16 protein-coding genes are annotated in these 16,131 nt (G+C 55.9%); 2 read left to right on the forward strand and 14 right to left on the reverse strand.

The features are described 5' to 3' along the window. Window position 1: 1 nt before the first annotated feature. From AC2FFP_RS21265 to AC2FFP_RS21320, 12 genes are all read right to left on the reverse strand, one after another. Entirely contained in the window at window positions 2-1,036 is a 1,035-nt protein-coding gene (locus tag AC2FFP_RS21265; RefSeq protein WP_496770443.1) for a TRAP transporter substrate-binding protein, read from the reverse strand. A 16-nt stretch (window positions 1,037-1,052) separates the two neighbouring features. Next, window positions 1,053-1,244 (reverse strand): DUF2783 domain-containing protein, encoded by a 192-nt coding sequence (locus AC2FFP_RS21270; protein ID WP_496770446.1) that lies wholly within the window; start codon window positions 1,242-1,244, stop codon window positions 1,053-1,055. Continuing rightward, window positions 1,241-2,875 (reverse strand): FAD-dependent oxidoreductase, encoded by a 1,635-nt coding sequence (locus AC2FFP_RS21275; protein WP_496881484.1) that lies wholly within the window; start codon window positions 2,873-2,875, stop codon window positions 1,241-1,243. Before AC2FFP_RS21275 ends, AC2FFP_RS21270 begins: the two co-directional genes overlap by 4 nt. Before the next feature lie 25 nt (window positions 2,876-2,900). Then, entirely contained in the window at window positions 2,901-3,851 is a 951-nt protein-coding gene (locus tag AC2FFP_RS21280) for an MBL fold metallo-hydrolase (protein WP_496845264.1), read from the reverse strand. 524 nt (window positions 3,852-4,375) lie between these two features. Next, complete coding sequence (locus AC2FFP_RS21285; protein WP_496770454.1) at window positions 4,376-5,104, reverse strand: metallophosphoesterase family protein; 729 nt, start codon at window positions 5,102-5,104, stop codon at window positions 4,376-4,378. A gap of 43 nt (window positions 5,105-5,147) precedes the next feature. Next, entirely contained in the window at window positions 5,148-6,203 is a 1,056-nt protein-coding gene (locus AC2FFP_RS21290; RefSeq protein ID WP_496770458.1) for an aldolase/citrate lyase family protein, read from the reverse strand. A gap of 11 nt (window positions 6,204-6,214) precedes the next feature. Then, window positions 6,215-7,015, reverse strand: coding sequence for a 2-oxo-hept-4-ene-1,7-dioate hydratase (hpaH, locus tag AC2FFP_RS21295; protein ID WP_496770461.1), 801 nt, complete (start codon window positions 7,013-7,015; stop codon window positions 6,215-6,217). Beyond that, window positions 7,012-7,866: a fumarylacetoacetate hydrolase family protein gene (locus AC2FFP_RS21300; protein WP_496845263.1), complete on the reverse strand. Its 855-nt coding sequence runs from the start codon at window positions 7,864-7,866 to the stop codon at window positions 7,012-7,014. Before AC2FFP_RS21300 ends, hpaH begins: the two co-directional genes overlap by 4 nt. Next, window positions 7,866-9,347 (reverse strand): NAD-dependent succinate-semialdehyde dehydrogenase, encoded by a 1,482-nt coding sequence (locus AC2FFP_RS21305; protein ID WP_496845262.1) that lies wholly within the window; start codon window positions 9,345-9,347, stop codon window positions 7,866-7,868. Before AC2FFP_RS21305 ends, AC2FFP_RS21300 begins: the two co-directional genes overlap by 1 nt. A gap of 24 nt (window positions 9,348-9,371) precedes the next feature. Further along, window positions 9,372-10,214: a 3,4-dihydroxyphenylacetate 2,3-dioxygenase gene (hpaD, locus tag AC2FFP_RS21310; RefSeq protein ID WP_496770466.1), complete on the reverse strand. Its 843-nt coding sequence runs from the start codon at window positions 10,212-10,214 to the stop codon at window positions 9,372-9,374. A gap of 164 nt (window positions 10,215-10,378) precedes the next feature. Then, a complete protein-coding gene (hpaE, locus tag AC2FFP_RS21315) occupies window positions 10,379-11,887 on the reverse strand; it encodes a 5-carboxymethyl-2-hydroxymuconate semialdehyde dehydrogenase (protein WP_496770468.1) in 1,509 nt (502 codons plus the stop codon). Between the two features lie 3 nt (window positions 11,888-11,890). Further along, complete coding sequence (locus AC2FFP_RS21320) at window positions 11,891-12,289, reverse strand: 5-carboxymethyl-2-hydroxymuconate Delta-isomerase (protein WP_496770470.1); 399 nt, start codon at window positions 12,287-12,289, stop codon at window positions 11,891-11,893. Window positions 12,290-12,395: 106 nt separating this feature from the next. Between AC2FFP_RS21320 and hpaR the strand changes: the two genes are divergently transcribed. Then, a complete protein-coding gene (gene hpaR / locus AC2FFP_RS21325; protein WP_058281156.1) occupies window positions 12,396-12,836 on the forward strand; it encodes a homoprotocatechuate degradation operon regulator HpaR in 441 nt (146 codons plus the stop codon). A 33-nt stretch (window positions 12,837-12,869) separates the two neighbouring features. Here hpaR and AC2FFP_RS21330 read toward each other — a convergent pair whose 3' ends face one another. Next, window positions 12,870-14,222: an aminotransferase class III-fold pyridoxal phosphate-dependent enzyme gene (locus tag AC2FFP_RS21330; protein ID WP_496845261.1), complete on the reverse strand. Its 1,353-nt coding sequence runs from the start codon at window positions 14,220-14,222 to the stop codon at window positions 12,870-12,872. A gap of 35 nt (window positions 14,223-14,257) precedes the next feature. After that, window positions 14,258-15,037: an IclR family transcriptional regulator gene (locus AC2FFP_RS21335; protein ID WP_496845260.1), complete on the reverse strand. Its 780-nt coding sequence runs from the start codon at window positions 15,035-15,037 to the stop codon at window positions 14,258-14,260. A 108-nt stretch (window positions 15,038-15,145) separates the two neighbouring features. Here AC2FFP_RS21335 and AC2FFP_RS21340 point away from each other — a divergent pair, with 108 nt between their 5' ends. Then, complete coding sequence (locus tag AC2FFP_RS21340) at window positions 15,146-16,075, forward strand: tripartite tricarboxylate transporter substrate binding protein (RefSeq protein WP_496881485.1); 930 nt, start codon at window positions 15,146-15,148, stop codon at window positions 16,073-16,075. Window positions 16,076-16,131 lie beyond the last annotated feature (56 nt).

A 16,131-nucleotide genomic window follows, 5' to 3' on the forward strand; every position in this document is an offset into this window, starting at 1 on the left:
ATCAGAAGTCCACGCCAGCTTGTTTGCGCATTTCTTCAAGAGCAGCAGTGCCGTCATAGCCGTCCGCCGAGATGGCTTCGGACCAAGCTGTTTCGGCATTTGCTGCCTGTGATTTGATCGCATCAACGACTTCGGCTGGCGCTTCGTAGATTTCGATCCCGGCCTTTTCAGCCGCGGCGCTGCCTTTCTCGTCTGCACCGACCCAAGCTTCGCCAACCAGTGCGGCAAAGGCTTCACCGGAAATCGCCTCGATGGCTGCCTGATCCTCTTCAGAGATCTCGTTCCATTTGTCTTCGTTCATGACCATGAACCAAGTAGTGTTGTAGATGCCGCCGGGGACTTGCATCGTGTACTTGACATCTTCGGTCAGCTTGAACGCAGCCAGAGCGTCGTAGGGAAACGTCACACCGTCGATTACTCCGCGCGAGAGCTTTTCATACACCTCACCCGAAGACATGAAGAGCGTTGTGGAGCCGAGACCGGACATCAGATCCGAGATATAGCCGCCAGGCACGCGGATCTTCAGGCCTGCGAAATCGTCTGTCTTTTCGATCTTACGGACATTGTTGTGCAACATGCCGGGGCCGTGCACGAATAGCCCCAGAAGCTTGGTGCCCTCATGTTCTTTCTGCGCCTCCAGCGGGCCGGAATAGACATTCCAGAATGCTTTGGAGCCAGCAACGGCATCGTCACCAATGAACGAGAACTGACCGATCCGAGAGCGGGTGAAACGGTCATCTGTGGTAAAGGAATGCAAGCCGTAGGTGATATCAGCGATACCTTCGGCAGCCATGTCGTAATGTGCCGGGGGCGGGCCCATGGGCTTTGCAAGCACACGTACAGTCACGCGGCCATCGGTGACTTCCTCCACTTGCTTGGCCCAGGGTTTGATTGCCTCAACGACGATTGGATGGCGCGGCGGCAGCCAGCTCGAAAGCGCAAGCTTGGTCTCTGCCACGGTAGTCGTTGCGATAGACATTGCAGCGGTTGCAATGCCGGCGAGCAGCAGGGTGTTGCCCTTCAGTTTGATATTCATGGTATCCTCCCTTGGATTATGTGATGTCGGCGGCATTGAGCGCCTGGCTCAGGACGCCCCGGTCGCCTATGTGGTTGGCCAGGATCAGAATTAACCTCGCGTTGATTATATCGCTCTCGGCCTTGGTCTTGCCCTCATGCGTTGCCAGCAGGTCGGCGTAGAAATCGTCGGTTCCGTCGATATTCGGTGTCAGGGTCAGATCGCTCATTGGCTTACTTCCTTACCGGCCGCACGGCGCAAGGCAGTGCGCATCAGGGTTTCGTTGTATTCCGCTCGGCGGGCGGCGACATGCTGATCTGGGCGGATCAGGTAGACCGCCGAACTGGCTTCGCCGAGATAGCGTTTCCTGAGCTGACCAGTCGGGTCGTCGCGGGTTGAAAGAGCCAGGCGGCGTGCCGTGATGCCGTCCTCTTCCAGAATTTCAGGTGCTTCTGCATCGATTGTCAAAAGGATGAACTCATCACCCAGCTTCGACAACAGGTATTCATCGCCCAACGGGGCATCAGGGCAGGGGGCGCCGGGCTGCGTCCGTTCAGGACCGCCTGCCAGTGCGTCAGCGGAATTGAGTCCCGATCCACTGTACACGCATGGAACCGAGAGCCGACCCGAGTTGACCATCGGTCGTGCGAACTCATACGTTCCGCTTAGGCTGAGCACAGCATCGCGAAATATCCGACTGGTTTCTGATTTCGGCGTGATGAAATCGGTGGACCGTGTCGAATTCAGGATGTTTTCGTCCGCGCCGTAAACCCGTTCGGTATCATAGGTGTCAAGCAGGCTCTCAGGCGCTTTGCCTTGAATAACCAACCCTAGTTTCCAGCCAAGGTTGTCCACGTCCTGCATGCCGGAATTGGCACCACGCGCACCAAAGGGCGAGACTTGGTGCGCCGCATCACCAGCAAAAAACACGCGACCAGAGCGGAAGCTGTCCATCCGCTTGCATTGGAAGGTATAGATAGAGGACCAGACCATTTCATAGTCCACATCCCCCAGCATCGCATCCAATCGGCGACGGATATTCTCTTCTTTAAGTTCTTCTTTGCGGTCAACATCCCAGCCGATCTGGAAGTCGATCCGCCAGACATCATCAGGTTGCTTGTGCAACAAAGCTGAGGCGCCAGAGCCGTGGGTCGGTTCAAACCAGAACCAGCGCTCAGTAGGGAAATTCAGATCGCCTTTTAATTTGATATCAGCAATCAGGAAGCTGTCCTGAAAGACTCGACCGCTGAAATCGAGACCAAGCATCCCGCGCAGTGGTGAATTGGCGCCGTCGCAACCAATAAGCCAATCCGCTTCAAGCGTGTATGGCCCATCCGGTGTCATCACCTTCAGGGTGACGTGATCGTCGTGTACTTCGACGCTGTCCACACGGTTCTTGCCACGCAACTGGATCGGGGCACCCTTGTCCTGCAACTCGCGCAGACGGTCGATCATGTATTGCTCGAAATAAGGCTGTTGTAGATTGATGAAGGCGGGGTATTTATGCCCGTCTTCCGGCAACAGGTTAAATTCGAAAACCTTGTCATCGCGATGGAATACCTTACCGAGATTCCAGACAACGCCTTTTTCGAGCATCGGTTCGCCGCAGCCATAGCGGTCGGCCACTTCCAGGCAGCGCTTTGCGAAACAAATCGCCCGACTGCCCATGCCGATCCCCTCATGATCATCAAGCACAACCACGGGAACACCTTGGCGGCCGAGGTCCAGGGCTGTGGCGAGTCCGATTGGCCCTCCACCCATGACCACAACCGGGTGACGCACCGGTGCGTCAATATCCTGATCCGGCGATTTCTCGTATGGATAGCTCTTGTAGGCGAGCGTGTAACGGTCATCAAACATTGGAAAACCCCTTCCCTTCAGGCGTTCAGCCTTGCAGTTGCTCCCACATTTCCAGATCCCGCTGCGCCGTCCAGATACGTGGTGTGTCGATGCCGCGGGCTTCGTCATAGGCGCGTGCAACATTGAACGGCAGGCAGTGTTCGTAGATCGCGTAGTCAGCGAATTTCGGGTCGCACGCGTCACGTACAGCGTCCCAGGCATCTTTCAGGCTGCCGCCGCTAGCGGCGACACGAGCGGCCGGGCGATAGGTGCTTTCGACAAAATCCCGGGTGGACTCGATCGCTGCTTCAACCATATCTTTTCCGAGCAGAGCATCACCGCGGCCGGGCGCAATAGCATCGACGTCAAATGCGGCGATATTGTCTAGAGTGCCACCCCAATCGTTGAAATGGCCGTCGCCGCAATAGCAGGCAGAATGATACTCGACGATGTCACCGGTAAACATGACGTTCTGGTCGGGAACGTGAATGACGATGTCACCGGCAGTATGGGCGCGACCAAGATGCATTAGATCAACGCGCCGGTTGCCGAGGTATGCACTCATGCGATCTTTGAAGGTCGCGGTGGGCCAGGTCAGTCCGGGAATGCTTTCATGGCCTTCGAACAGACGTGGAAAACGCTGAAACTCACTGTCCCAATCTTCCTGACCACGTTCGACAACCTGCGCCCGGGTTGTTTCGGACATGAGAACCTGATCTGCGCCATATGCTGAAGCGCCTAGAACACGAACCGCGTGATAGTGAGTTAGAGCCAGATGCGTGATCGGTTTGTCGGTAACTTCTCTGACCTTCTCAATCACCTTGCCAGCCAGACGTGGCGTGGCCTGCGCCTCGACAATCATGACACTATCATCGCCGATGATCACACCGGAATTGGGATCACCTTCAGCAGTAAAGGCCCAAAGCCCTTCACCCACTTCGGTGAAGCTAATCGTCTTTTCACTCAAATCTCCCTGAGATGCGAATGCCTTAGCCATTGTGTTCTCCCGAAGTATGTCGCTCGCGTGACTCGTTTCGTTTCATTTGCAACGAATATCGTTACATATGAAACTAAAGTCAATCCCGTTTCGTTTGAAGTTGCGTGTTTGAACTATTGTTGCTGAGTGCATTCGAAGATTTTTTGCGAAGTTGCCGGCGTAAAAAAATGTTGTCCATTCCAGCTATTTTTGAAGCCAATCATGCCGACCGTTGTAAAGAACTGCATTCCCATTAAGCGCCTGATAGACCCAATGGGTTGGTTCAAGGCTTAGCGCTAGTGGCTCCTACATTGGATAGGATCGAAATGGTCAACATAGCCGTAAGCGTCGATTCACATTCGGTCTCTCTCAGTTTCCACATGGCGCCGTGTAGACGGGACAATTTGATTGTTCCTGGATTCTCAATCGTCGCGGCCAATGTCCTGCGACAGAATCTGCTGACGGGGATCATGGTTGGGAAGCTTCTGAAAAAGAAACGACACCGGCGACGCTACAATTTTACGCGATGGGAGCCAGAGGCTGTCTCAGCCAGTCACAGGTCTACGTCCACCAACATCCAGCACCCAGCATTTGGTGCCTTCGAACACGGCGGTAGTCAGGGCGTGGCCATAGCCTGCTCCTGTATCCAGATTGATACGGTTTCCATGGTGTTCAGGTGCGGCCACGTGGCTGTGGCCGTGGACGACTAACCATGGATATGGGTCTTTATGGTTCAGGAATTCCTCACGAATCCAAATCAGATCGTCGTGGTCTTGCTGATCCAGTTTCACCCCGGGTCGAATACCTGCGTGCACGAACAGCAATGCGCCGTCCTGATGGAACGGCTTTAGCCCGGTCAGAAAATCGATATGAGCCTGAGGGACGGCCTCTTTGGCCTTGGCGTGGACTTGATAGATTCTGTCCACGTTGGCGGTTTCAACCCCATAGGACCGCAGCGTTTCGATCCCGCCGATCCGAGGATGAAGCCAGTGATACCCGACCAGCAGGCGCGCATCATTGCGCGGATAGTCCTCCAGGAACATTGCGCACATCTGGTCATGATTGCCACGTAGAAAGATCCAGTTCTTACCGTCGGCGTTCCCTCGGACCAGCAGATCCAAAACCCCGCAACTTTGCGCACCCCGGTCCGTATAGTCACCGAGAAACACGATCTTGGCGTCTGGTCCTCCATCCCGTTCGATCCGGTCCAGTGCGTCTTCAAGCATACCCAGTTGGCCATGGATATCGCCAATTGCATAAACCGGATCTGACATGAGTGTTCCTTGTCGTCGTCTTCAGGCGGTAGTTGATTTGGGATCAGTCCACCCAGGCAATGCTGAGGTCTTCGCGAAAAGCAAACCGTACCAGATGCGCTTCGATGACTTCCTGCCAGCGGTTCAGATCTCCGCGAGGGCCGGTCTTAGCCGTCAGCGAAAGGCTGGTTTCACCTGCGACCAAGGTCAGCCGATTTCCGACCGGAAATTCCACGCTGCCGTGGGTGTCGTCGAAAGCCACCTGGGCCTTGTGGGACCAGTGCTTGCACAATTGCTGCAGGTACTTGCTGGCCGCTTCCGTTTGGGCAACACCCGAAACGCTTTGGTCAGGTAGCAACGCCAAGGCTTCATCGGCGGCCCGGCGCACCGCCTGCGCGAACAAAGTAACGTCGATGTTTGTAGCCAGGAAGGTCGCCCCCAGATCCAGACATTTACGCTGCATGGCCGGATCAAGTGTCAGTATCCCGGCAAATTTGCCTGCCGCGACGACCCGAGTTATCGCGTCCAACACAGCCTCTACCACTTCTGTATGATCAGCATCACCAATATGGCCCATGTCAGCAGCCAGATCGGAGGGACCGAGAAAGACCCCATCAACGTCAGAGGCAAGAATATCGTCTAGTGCCTCTAACCCGGCGCGGTTTTCCACCTGAACAAGCAGGCAGATTTGTTCATCCGCCGTTTTCAGATAGTCCGGGATCGCCGCAAATCGCGAGGCCCTTGCCAACGCCGATCCCACGCCCCGAACCCCGTAGGGTGGGTATCGCACAGCCCGCACCAAATCCCGCGCCTGATCTCCGCTTTCGACCATCGGCACCAGAATATTCTGAACGCCGGCATCGAGGTATTGCTTGATCATCCAGGTTTCACCGATCGGCAAACGTGCGACCGGTTGGCTGCCGCTTCCTTCGATGACCCGCACCTGTTCCAGGATAGAGCGAAGATCGTTTGGGGCGTGCTCTCCGTCAACAAGCAACCAGTCGAAATGGGACGTGGCCGCGATTTCAGCGGCATAGGTGTCGGCCATTCCAATCCAGCAGCCGACCTGCGGCTGACCAGCCTGCAGCGCGGCCTTGAAAGCGTTTAGTGGCGCAGGCATCCCGGCCTCCTTTAGGCAAAGTTGATATCGACCGAGCCAAATGGCCCGAAATCAGCATGGATTTCGGTGCTCGGCGGGCATTCGACGGGTCGTATAAAACTACCAGACAAGATCACCTGACCCGGTTCTATGCTCTGGTCGTACTGCGCCATACGACGGGCCAGCCAGACGACGCTTTCGACCGGGTCGTTCAGAACACCCGCGCCCAGACCGGTTTCCTCGATCTCACCATTGCGGAAGGTCAGTGCCCCAACCCAACGCAAATCAAATGCATCTATCGCGTGACGCTCAGGGCCCAACACGATGCCCGCATTGGCGGCGTTGTCGCTGATTGTGTCATAGACGGTACGCGTCTGTCCGGTTGCGGGGTCGGCACGCTGAATACGCGTGTCGAGGATTTCAATCGAAGGCGCGACGTAATCCGTGGCGGCAATGATGTCGTCACGGGTGACGTTCTCTCCGCCTACCGCAGATTTCATGACAAAAGCAATCTCGGCCTCGATCCGGGGCTGGATGAACCGGCCCGCAGGAACGATTCCGCCGTGATCGAACTTCATATCATCGAACAAAATTCCGCTGTCGGGGATATCGATATTCAGCGCATATTGCATCGCTTTCGAGGTCAACCCGATTTTCCAACCGATCACCTTGTGCCCTTCGGCCAATTTTTTTCGATAAATGGCGTTCTGGATCTCATAGGCGTCGCTCATCCCCATTTCGGGATGGCGCAGTGTCAGAAGGCCAATCTGTTCGTGCGAACATTCAGCCTGCAATAAGTCGGCTGCGGCACGGGCATGATCTTCGGGGGTCATACCTGTTCGTCCTCGACTGTGTTGCGCAGCGTTCCAATGCCCTCGACTGAGATTTCCACTACATCACCCGGTTCCAGGTATTTTGGTGGATCAAACCGCGCACCCGCACCCGTCGGGGTGCCGGTGACGATGATGTCACCGGGCAGAAGCGTCATGAAGGTCGAAATATATTCGATCTCGCGCCTTATCGGGAACATCATGCGATTCAGCGTATCGTCCTGGCGCAACTCACCATTCACATGGGTCTGAATTCGGGCATCGTCCAACTGGGCCGCGTCGGTGAATGGCACTAGCCACGGACCGATGGCACCGGAATTGTCCCAGTTCTTTCCCTGTGTGACGTTGAACTTGGCATGGCGGACCCAGTCGCGGATTGTGCCTTCGTTACACAAGGTCAGGGCTGCGATGTGGTCATAGGCATCTTCCTGCGAAATTCGCCGACCGGATTTGCCAATCACGATAACGACCTCGCCCTCGTAATCCAGCGTGCGGTTTTCCGGCGGGCGGATCAGCGGGCGGTCGTGCCCGGTGAAACCGCTGGCAAAGCGCGGAAACAACGACATGTATTTCGGCTGTTCGCTGCCGTCTTTGTATTCTGCGTTGCGGTCGGGAAAGTTCACTCCGACGCAGAGGATGCGGCGGACATCCGGCATCACCATTTCGTAAGTGAATTCCTTGTGGGTCACTTCGCGGCCTGCTGCGGCCTCGGTCAACTTTTCAAACTCGCCCGCGGCGATCACCTCGTAAAGACTGGCCTGATCGGGGAAGGCGTCGTTCAGGGCAATTGCACCGTCATTGGTGATCGCGCCGAAAAAAGTTGCTCCGTATGCGGTGAATGTTGCAAAGCGCATCAGGCCTCCTCGGCGGCGTCAATGCCACCCATGCACAAGTATTTGAGTTCCATGAAGTCATCCAGCCCATGGCGCGACCCCTCGCGCCCCAGACCTGACATCTTAACGCCTCCAAAGGGCGCTTCGGCAGTTGAGATCAGGCCGGTGTTGATCCCGACCATGCCATATTCCAATGCTTCGGACACGCGCCAGACACGGGCCATGTCGCGCGAATAGAAATACGAAGCGAGGCCGAATTCGGTATCATTGGCGGCTACGATAACTTCGCTTTCCCTGTCGAATTTGAACAAGGGCGCGACTGGGCCGAAGGTTTCCTCGGTCGCCACCGCCATGTCTGCGGTCACGCCAATCAGGATGGTCGGCTCGAAGAATGTGCCGCCAAGGGCGTGCGGCTTGCCGCCCAGTGTTACTGTTGCACCCTTGGCGGTTGCGTCTTTGATATGCTCAGACACTTTCGCGACTGCGGCTTGATCGATTAGTGGGCCAAAGACGGTGCCCTCGTCAAAGCCGTTTCCAGTCGGCAGTTTTGCGACCTTAGCGGCCAGTTTTTCGGCGAACGTGTCGTAGACCCCAGACTGGACATAGATGCGGTTGGCGCAGACGCAGGTCTGGCCGTTGTTTCGGAACTTGGCGATCACTGCCCCTTCGACTGCCGCGTCCAGATCTGCGTCGTCAAACACGATGAACGGTGCGTTGCCGCCCAATTCCAAACCTAGTTTCTTGATCGTAGGTGCGCATTGCGCATAAAGCATCGCGCCGATTTCGGTGGACCCGGTAAAGGTCAATTTTTGCACGATTTTGCTCGAGGTCATCTCACCTCCGATGGCGCGCGCTGATCCAGTGATGACCGAGAACAATCCCGCAGGCAACCCGGCTCGCTCGGCCAAAACCGCCAGCGCGATAGCCGAGAACGGCGTCTGGCTGGCAGGTTTGAGCACCATGGAACAGCCTGCCGCCAGTGCCGGTCCCGCCTTTCGCGTGATCATGGCATTGGGGAAATTCCACGGCGTGATCGCGGCAACAACCCCAATCGGCTGTTTGATTGTGATGATCCGCTTATCCGGCGCGTGGCCCGGGGTGACGTCGCCATAGGCGCGGCGAGCCTCTTCAGCGAACCATTCGATGAAGCTGGCGCCATAAGCGATTTCACCCTTGGCCTCAGCCAGCGGCTTGCCCTGCTCGGCGGTCAGGATAGCGCCAAGATCATCCTGGTTTTCGATCATCAGTTCATACCAGCGGCGCAGAATTTGGCTGCGGTCCTTCGCTGTACGCTTAGCCCAGCCCTTCTGTGCACGGTGCGCTTCGGCGATTGCTTCGGCCGTTTCGGCCGCCCCAAGATTGGGGACACGTCCGATTAGATCACCAGTTGCCGGGTTGGTCACTTCCAGAGTGGTGGATACCTCGTTGGCACCGACCCATTTGGACCCAACCCGCGCCGCTTCGATAAGCAACGTGGGGTCGTTGAGACGTAAGTCTGTCATTTGCAGGATTCCCGTGTCTCGGCCTCAGACCGAAAAACTAATATTTGCCTGACCCGTTCCGGAACTACCGAAATACGGCGTGTAGATGTCGATCTCGCCCTTGTAACTGCCCCATCCCAACGCACCAAACAGCAGGGCAGTGTCGTTCATCGCACACTCGCCCGTACATTTCTTGGCGTAGTCAGGCAAAAGGTCCAAGAATTCTTGGAACCGGCCCTGCTCCCACAATTCGAGAACGCGCATATCCATCTGGCGGTTGAACTCGCCATTCACTGCGTTCAGACCCTCGACCGAGCGCTCATTCGGCGTGAAGTCATGACTTAGAGACCCGGAGGCCAGAATAGAAACATTGCGGTCCGAGCGCCGAATGCCTTCTGCGATGGCTTCGCCCCAAACGCGGTTCTCGGCGATGGATGAGAACTGGTTGACCGCAACCGGCAGTACCCGGGCATTCACACCGTCATTGATGAAATGCATTGGCAAAAGGGTACCGTATTCCATGCCCATGTCGGGATGCGAATGACCCAATGCCCGTTCCCCACGTTCTCTCAGAACGTCGAGGATAGTTTCACCAAGATCGTGATCACCGCGATAGTCGAACTCCATATCCGCCAGCATGTGCGGCAGTTCATGGCTTATAAAACGGCCCTTGTGGCGCTCTTTTGTGTTCAGGTGAAAGCCCTGATTGGTGATCCAGTGCGTGTCGAAGATGATGAAGGTGTCGACCTCGCGGTCAATCGCGTCCTGACGCAGACGTGCGTAACCATCTATCGCAGGTTGCCGGATACCTTTGTATTTCGGCATCGTGTGGGACATCCAGATGCTGGGCACATGTGTGATCTTAGCAGCCTGTACAATCTTTCCCATGACAGTTCCTCCTCACTTAAGGTGGCGTCTGACCGCTTTGGAAGGGAGAGCGGACGACCAGACGTCGTTTGGTCCGACTCTTAGAGAGTTCTTGGACCATAGATGTGCGCGCGTATCCTAACTTTTTACGAGCGGTACCTTGTCCAGACGTCGCTCGAGAGGCGTTACTTTCCCAACTGCATAATCTTGTGCTGACCAGTGGCAAAGCCCACGTGTTTCTGCTCCATATAGAAGTCAAAGCTCCAATCACCGCCGTCGCGACCGATACCTGACGCCTTTACCCCGCCAAAAGGCGTGGGCAGGTGGCGAACATTTTCCGAGTTCACCCAGATCATCCCAGCTTCCAACTTATCGGTAAAGCGCAGGGCACGTGTAAGGTCGTTGGTCCAGACATAGCCGGTTAACCCATAGGGCGTGTCATTGGCGATCTGCAGCGCTTCTTCTTCGGTTGAGAATGGAATGGAAGTTAGCACGGGGCCAAATATTTCCTCTCGCGCGATGCGCATGTCGTTGTTGGCATTGGTAAACAATGTCGGGCGTACGAAAAACCCGCCATCACCAACCTTGACCCCACCGGCCGCGACGGTCGCACCATCCTCTTTTGCGATGTCAAAGTATGAGGTCACTTTGTTGTAATGCTCCTCGGTGACCAGCGGGCCGATCTCGGTCTCAGGGTCCAAGGGGTGCCCGACCTTGATGTTGTTCACACGCTCGACCAGTTTGGCCTCGAATTCTTCCTTGATAGTGTCCTGCACCAGCAGCCTCGAGGACGAGGTGCAGCGCTCACCGTTGATCGAGTAGATCATGAAAATCACCGCATCCAGAGCCCGGTCCAGATCGGCGTCATCAAACACGATAACGGGGTTCTTACCGCCGAGTTCCAGGTGCATCCGCTTGAGCGTATCGGCACCCTGCTTTGTGATGATGCTGCCTGTCCGGCTTTCTCCGACAAATGCGATGGCTTTGATCAAGGGGTGCTCTGTCAGCGCCTTACCGGCATCAGGGCCAAAACCGTTCACGGTATTCAGCACGCCCTTGGGCAGCCCTGCCTCTTCAGCGATTTCCACCAACAGGCGGGCGGACAAAGGTGAGTCTTCGGCTGGTTTGTGGACCACGGTGCAGCCAGCGGCCAGAGCGGGCGCGATTTTCCAAGTCGACAGCATGAAGGGCGTGTTCCACGGAGTGATCACACCAACCGGGCCGATAGGTACACGAGTGGTGATATTCATTAACGTCGGCGATTTCAGGTGTTGCCCGTCGCGAGCCTGCACGACTTGATCCGCAAAGTAGCGAAAATTCTCGGCACCGCGCAGCGCCGCCTTGGACATGAACCGCAATGTCTGACCCGTATCCCAACACTCACACAGCGCAATTTCTTCTGCCCGGGCTTCGATCGCATCGGCAACGTTCAACAGGATCCGGCGGCGTTCGGTGGCGGGCATGTCGCGCCATTCAGTAAAGGCGGCATGGGCCGCTTTGACCGCTGCGTCGATATCGTCGGACGTGCCGTGTGCAACGTCGCAGATCACTGATTTATCCACCGGAGAGGTGGATTGGAAAACGCCCGCTGCGCCATCCCGGTCTTCGCCTGCGATACGGTTCTTGATGCCCGTTTCTTTGAACCGGGCCAGAAAGCCTGCCAGTTTCTCGATATTCGTATCCAGTACGCTCATGCGTCAGGTCTCCTGCTTTGTCGCAGCCAAATGATTCCGGATTGTGCCGGTCTTGGGCGAAAGGTCTGGGTCGATGTCACGCATCTCTAGTGAAAGCGCGATAGAGTGTTTCGAGAAGGCCGGTTCCAGATACGCTTCAACCGCGTTAAAGATACGCTGTGTGGCGTCCTTCTTAACGTCGTCAGGACGGCCAGCGCGAAGGCGGATTGAGATGTCCACAAAGCCATGCTTGGGATTTCCATCCGCAATGGCAAAATAGTCGACACGCGTGGCGCGGACGCGAATTCCCGGCATTGGAAAAGCTTCAATCCCCGCAGCGGTGTCTCGTATGCATTCGCACAAGCCACCGATGTCGACCCGATCGTCCAGATTGCCGGAGTATTCGACGTGGAAGTGTGGCATGACCTCTCCTTTACTACTTAACATGTTTAGTAAATTGCATCGCGACCGTCAAGAACTTGCTTTGTTAATCTTTGCAATTCCTGAAATGGCGTTCTAGAAGGCTGGAATGAACCGACAAAGCCATACCACGAGAACCTCTCGCGCTCTTCCGATTGCCCTGCTGCGCGCACGCGAAACCGTTATGGCCCCAATTCGGGATATGCTGCAGGGGATACAGCTGACCGAGCAAAAGTGGCGTATCCTTCGTGTTCTGGACGAAATGGGCGAAGTGGAACAAAGCACTATTGCAAATGAGGCCTGCCTTTTGCTTCCCAGCCTGACGCGAATTCTACGCACGATGGAGACTGATGGGCAGATATCCCGCCGTCAGGGCAGCACAGACAAGCGCCGCACCATGGTGAAGATCACCGATGAGGGGCGTCAAATTCTTGAAGAGAACCTTGCGACTTCGCTGGCGATTCACAATACGATCGAGGCGCAAATGGGGCAGGAAAAAATCGACAACCTACTGGATCTACTTGAGGAATTGCAGGCCGTAAAGGTGTGACCCCGACCTTGAAGACCGGGGCCAGCGTGATCACTACAGTCTCGCTAGTCCTGTATCCAGAGCGGACAGGATCTTGGCTACGTCATCAGACGTGATGACCAGCGGCGGAGACAATATGATGTTGTTTCCAGATACACGGACCATGACGCCATCTTCATATGTTGCTTTTTGAACCTGCAGCGGAAAATGTTTGGCAATTGGCGCCTTGGTCGCACGGTCCGAAACCAGCTCGAGCGCGCACATCAGACCTTCACCCCCTCGCACGTCACCGACTACGTCGTATTTGTAGGCCAGTTTTTTCAACCCGGCAAATAACTCATCACCCCGTGCAGCTGCGTTTTCCCATACCCGCAGGCGGTTGATCTCGGCCAGCGTGGCCAAGGCTGCGGCCGCGCCAACCGGGTGCCCGGAATAGGTGTAGCCCTGATCGACAGAAGCTCTGCCGGTAGTGTCGCTTTCGAACACCTCCGCAACCGCGCCAGAGATCATTGCCGCGCCGAATGGGAAATAGCCATTGGTGATGGCCTTGGCCGTTGTCATGATATCGGGCTGCACCCCCCAATGTCGCGCGCCACTTTCGCTGCCTGTACGCCCAAAGGCAGTAATGATTTCGTCCGAAATCAGCAGAATTCCGTGCTTCGAGCAGACCTCACGCACCATGGGCATAAAGCTCTTGTGCGGCGGGATCACTCCGCCTGCGCCCAAGATTGGCTCCATAATAAATGCGGCGACGGTGTTTGCACCCTGGAATGCGATTTCGGCCTCCAGCGCTTTTACGCAAAGCTGCGCAAGACGCTCAGGGTCCGTCTCATCGAACGGATTGCGATAGGTCCAGGGTGCTGGCACGTGGAAACAGCCCGGCATCATCGGCTCATAAGCCGCGCGGAACTTTTGATTGCCATTGACCGAGGCAGCCGCGAAATGGGTGCCGTGATAGCCCTGTTTCAGGCTGATGAACTTGGTACGGCCAGCCTCGCCGCGTACTTTGTGATACTGGCGCGCCAGTTTCAGCGCGATCTCAACCGAATCCGATCCACCCGAAGTAAAGAATGCACGGGTCAATCCGTCAGGCGCAAAGAACTGCGCCAGCTCATAAGACAATTCGATCGCCTTGTCGTTGCTTGTGCCGCGAAAGGTTGAATAATAGGGCAGCGCGTTCAGTTGATCGGTGATGGCCTGCTTTATCGGATCACACGAATAGCCCAGATTGACGTTCCATAAGCCACCCACTGCATCCAGCGCCTTGTGACCATCTACATCAATGATGCTGACCCCTTCACCTCTGGTCAGAATGGTCGGCGGGTTTTTCTGGCTGTCGGCCGGGTGCGCCATTGGTTGCCAGAAATGTCGGGCGTTGTTTTCCTTCAGAAAGTTGGAGTCTTTCATGTAGCGTGTCTCCGGAGATTAAGTCCGCCCGTCAATCATGGGTGGAATTCGGTTGGAAAAGTTTCGGGCATCTGGCCGCCAAAGTTTGCGGTCAGTTCTTTCGAAAGCGTGTGGAGTGAGGTCAAAATCAGCGGCTGCCGCGCGCGGGTTGCACGAATTTCGGGAACGGCAATCGCAATGGTTCCAATCGCGATCTGATCAATACCGAAGATAGGCGCCGCATATCCGAAGACACCATCTTCAAAGCTGCCATTACTATTGGCCCAGCCCGCCTGACCGATTTGTGCAACCCGGTCACGAATAATCTTTGGGTCCGTCATTGTTGCCTCGGTAAATCGGGTGAGTGTGTCGGATTCCAAGCGTTCCAGAAGGAAAGCGGGACCGAAGCTCAGCATGCATAATCCCGAAGCAGTCGCGTTGACCGGAATAATTTCGCTAGGGTCGAGACTTACGCGAACGCTGTGCTGCGTGGTTTCAACCACCAACGCGGTTTGTAGAGTGTCTTTCTCAAGCAGGGTAAGGTGCAGGCTTTCGCCAACCTCATGCATCGCGGCCTGCATTTTCTGGCGTGCACCATCAAGGCCGGGCTTGGCGATTTCGCGCAGGGCGGCCAACCGTAGAGCAGCTGGTCCGATGGCATATGATTTCGTCTGCGGATTCTGCTCGATCAGGCCGAACTCTTCCAGTGCTCGTAAGTGGCGGAGGGCGGTCGCCTTGTTCAAACCAGCCAGGCGCGCAATGTGACTCAGCCCGATTTCCGGCTGAGAGCTTGAAAAGTACTCTAGCATTTTCAAGGCATTAAGTGCGGTGCCCATTTGTTTTGCCTCCTCCCGGTCAGGTTATACTTGACAGAATTAACTTAACAACGCAACATTATTATTGTTAACGCGGTTCATTTATTGAACCACTAACGGGAGGTGTCAATGAAGAAATTTCTAGCAACCGCCGTCTTTGTAGCGTCCGCAACCGCTGCACTGGCAGAGTATCCAGAGAAACCGGTAACCTTCGTGGTTCCATGGCCTCCGGGCGATCTTGAGGACGTGCTAACGCGAATGATCGCGGACGAATTTCAAGCCATGTACGACGTCCCGGCCGCGGTCGTGAACAAGCCCGGCGGCGGCGGCGGTCCGTTCCCAGGTGCAGTTGAAGTCGCCACCGCCCCGGCGGATGGTTACACCATCGGCTCTTTCGTCATTGGCGTTCCCGTCATTGGACCGGAAATCGGTATCCCTGAACTGAACCCGAACCCGTTCGATCCGATCGGTATTTTTCTGACTTACCCGTTCGTAATCGCATCCAGCAAGGATGCGCCGTTCTCGAACTGGGAAGAACTGGCGGAACACGGCAAGGACAACGATTTGGCGCTTGGTCATTTCGGCTCGGTCTTGCCGCCCACGCAGGTCACCTTTGCTGCTGCTGTAAGCAGCGGATTTGATTTTGCAAGTGAAGCAGCCTTTGACGCGTTGGATTGCAACACGCTGGCATCGGGTGACGTGGACGTCATCAACACCACTTTGCAACTTGTACTACCTTGCCTGGATGACGTGAACATTCTGGCGAGCATAGGTGGCGAGCGGATTTCGCTGATCCCAGATACGCCGACGATCGTCGAGCTCAACCCGGATCTGCCGCTGGCATTGTGGAACGGCCTGTTCGTTCACAAGGATACTCCACCCGAGGCACGTGAAAAAATCACCGCAGCAGCACAAAAGGCGGTGCAGTCGGACAAGGCTAAGCAGCTTGCTGAGGAAACCGGTGCTTTGATCTACTGGCAGGACCCAGACGCATCCAACGCTCAGATTGAGCAAGACAAATCCTCTTTCGCTAAGATTGAAGAAATCCTGGGCGAGTAAGATCCAGATTGGGCGTGGGGCATTACCTCACGCCTCTTTCAGGTTGGGAGGAAACG

It is taken from the genome of Ruegeria sp. YTSC004 (genome assembly GCF_059609805.1).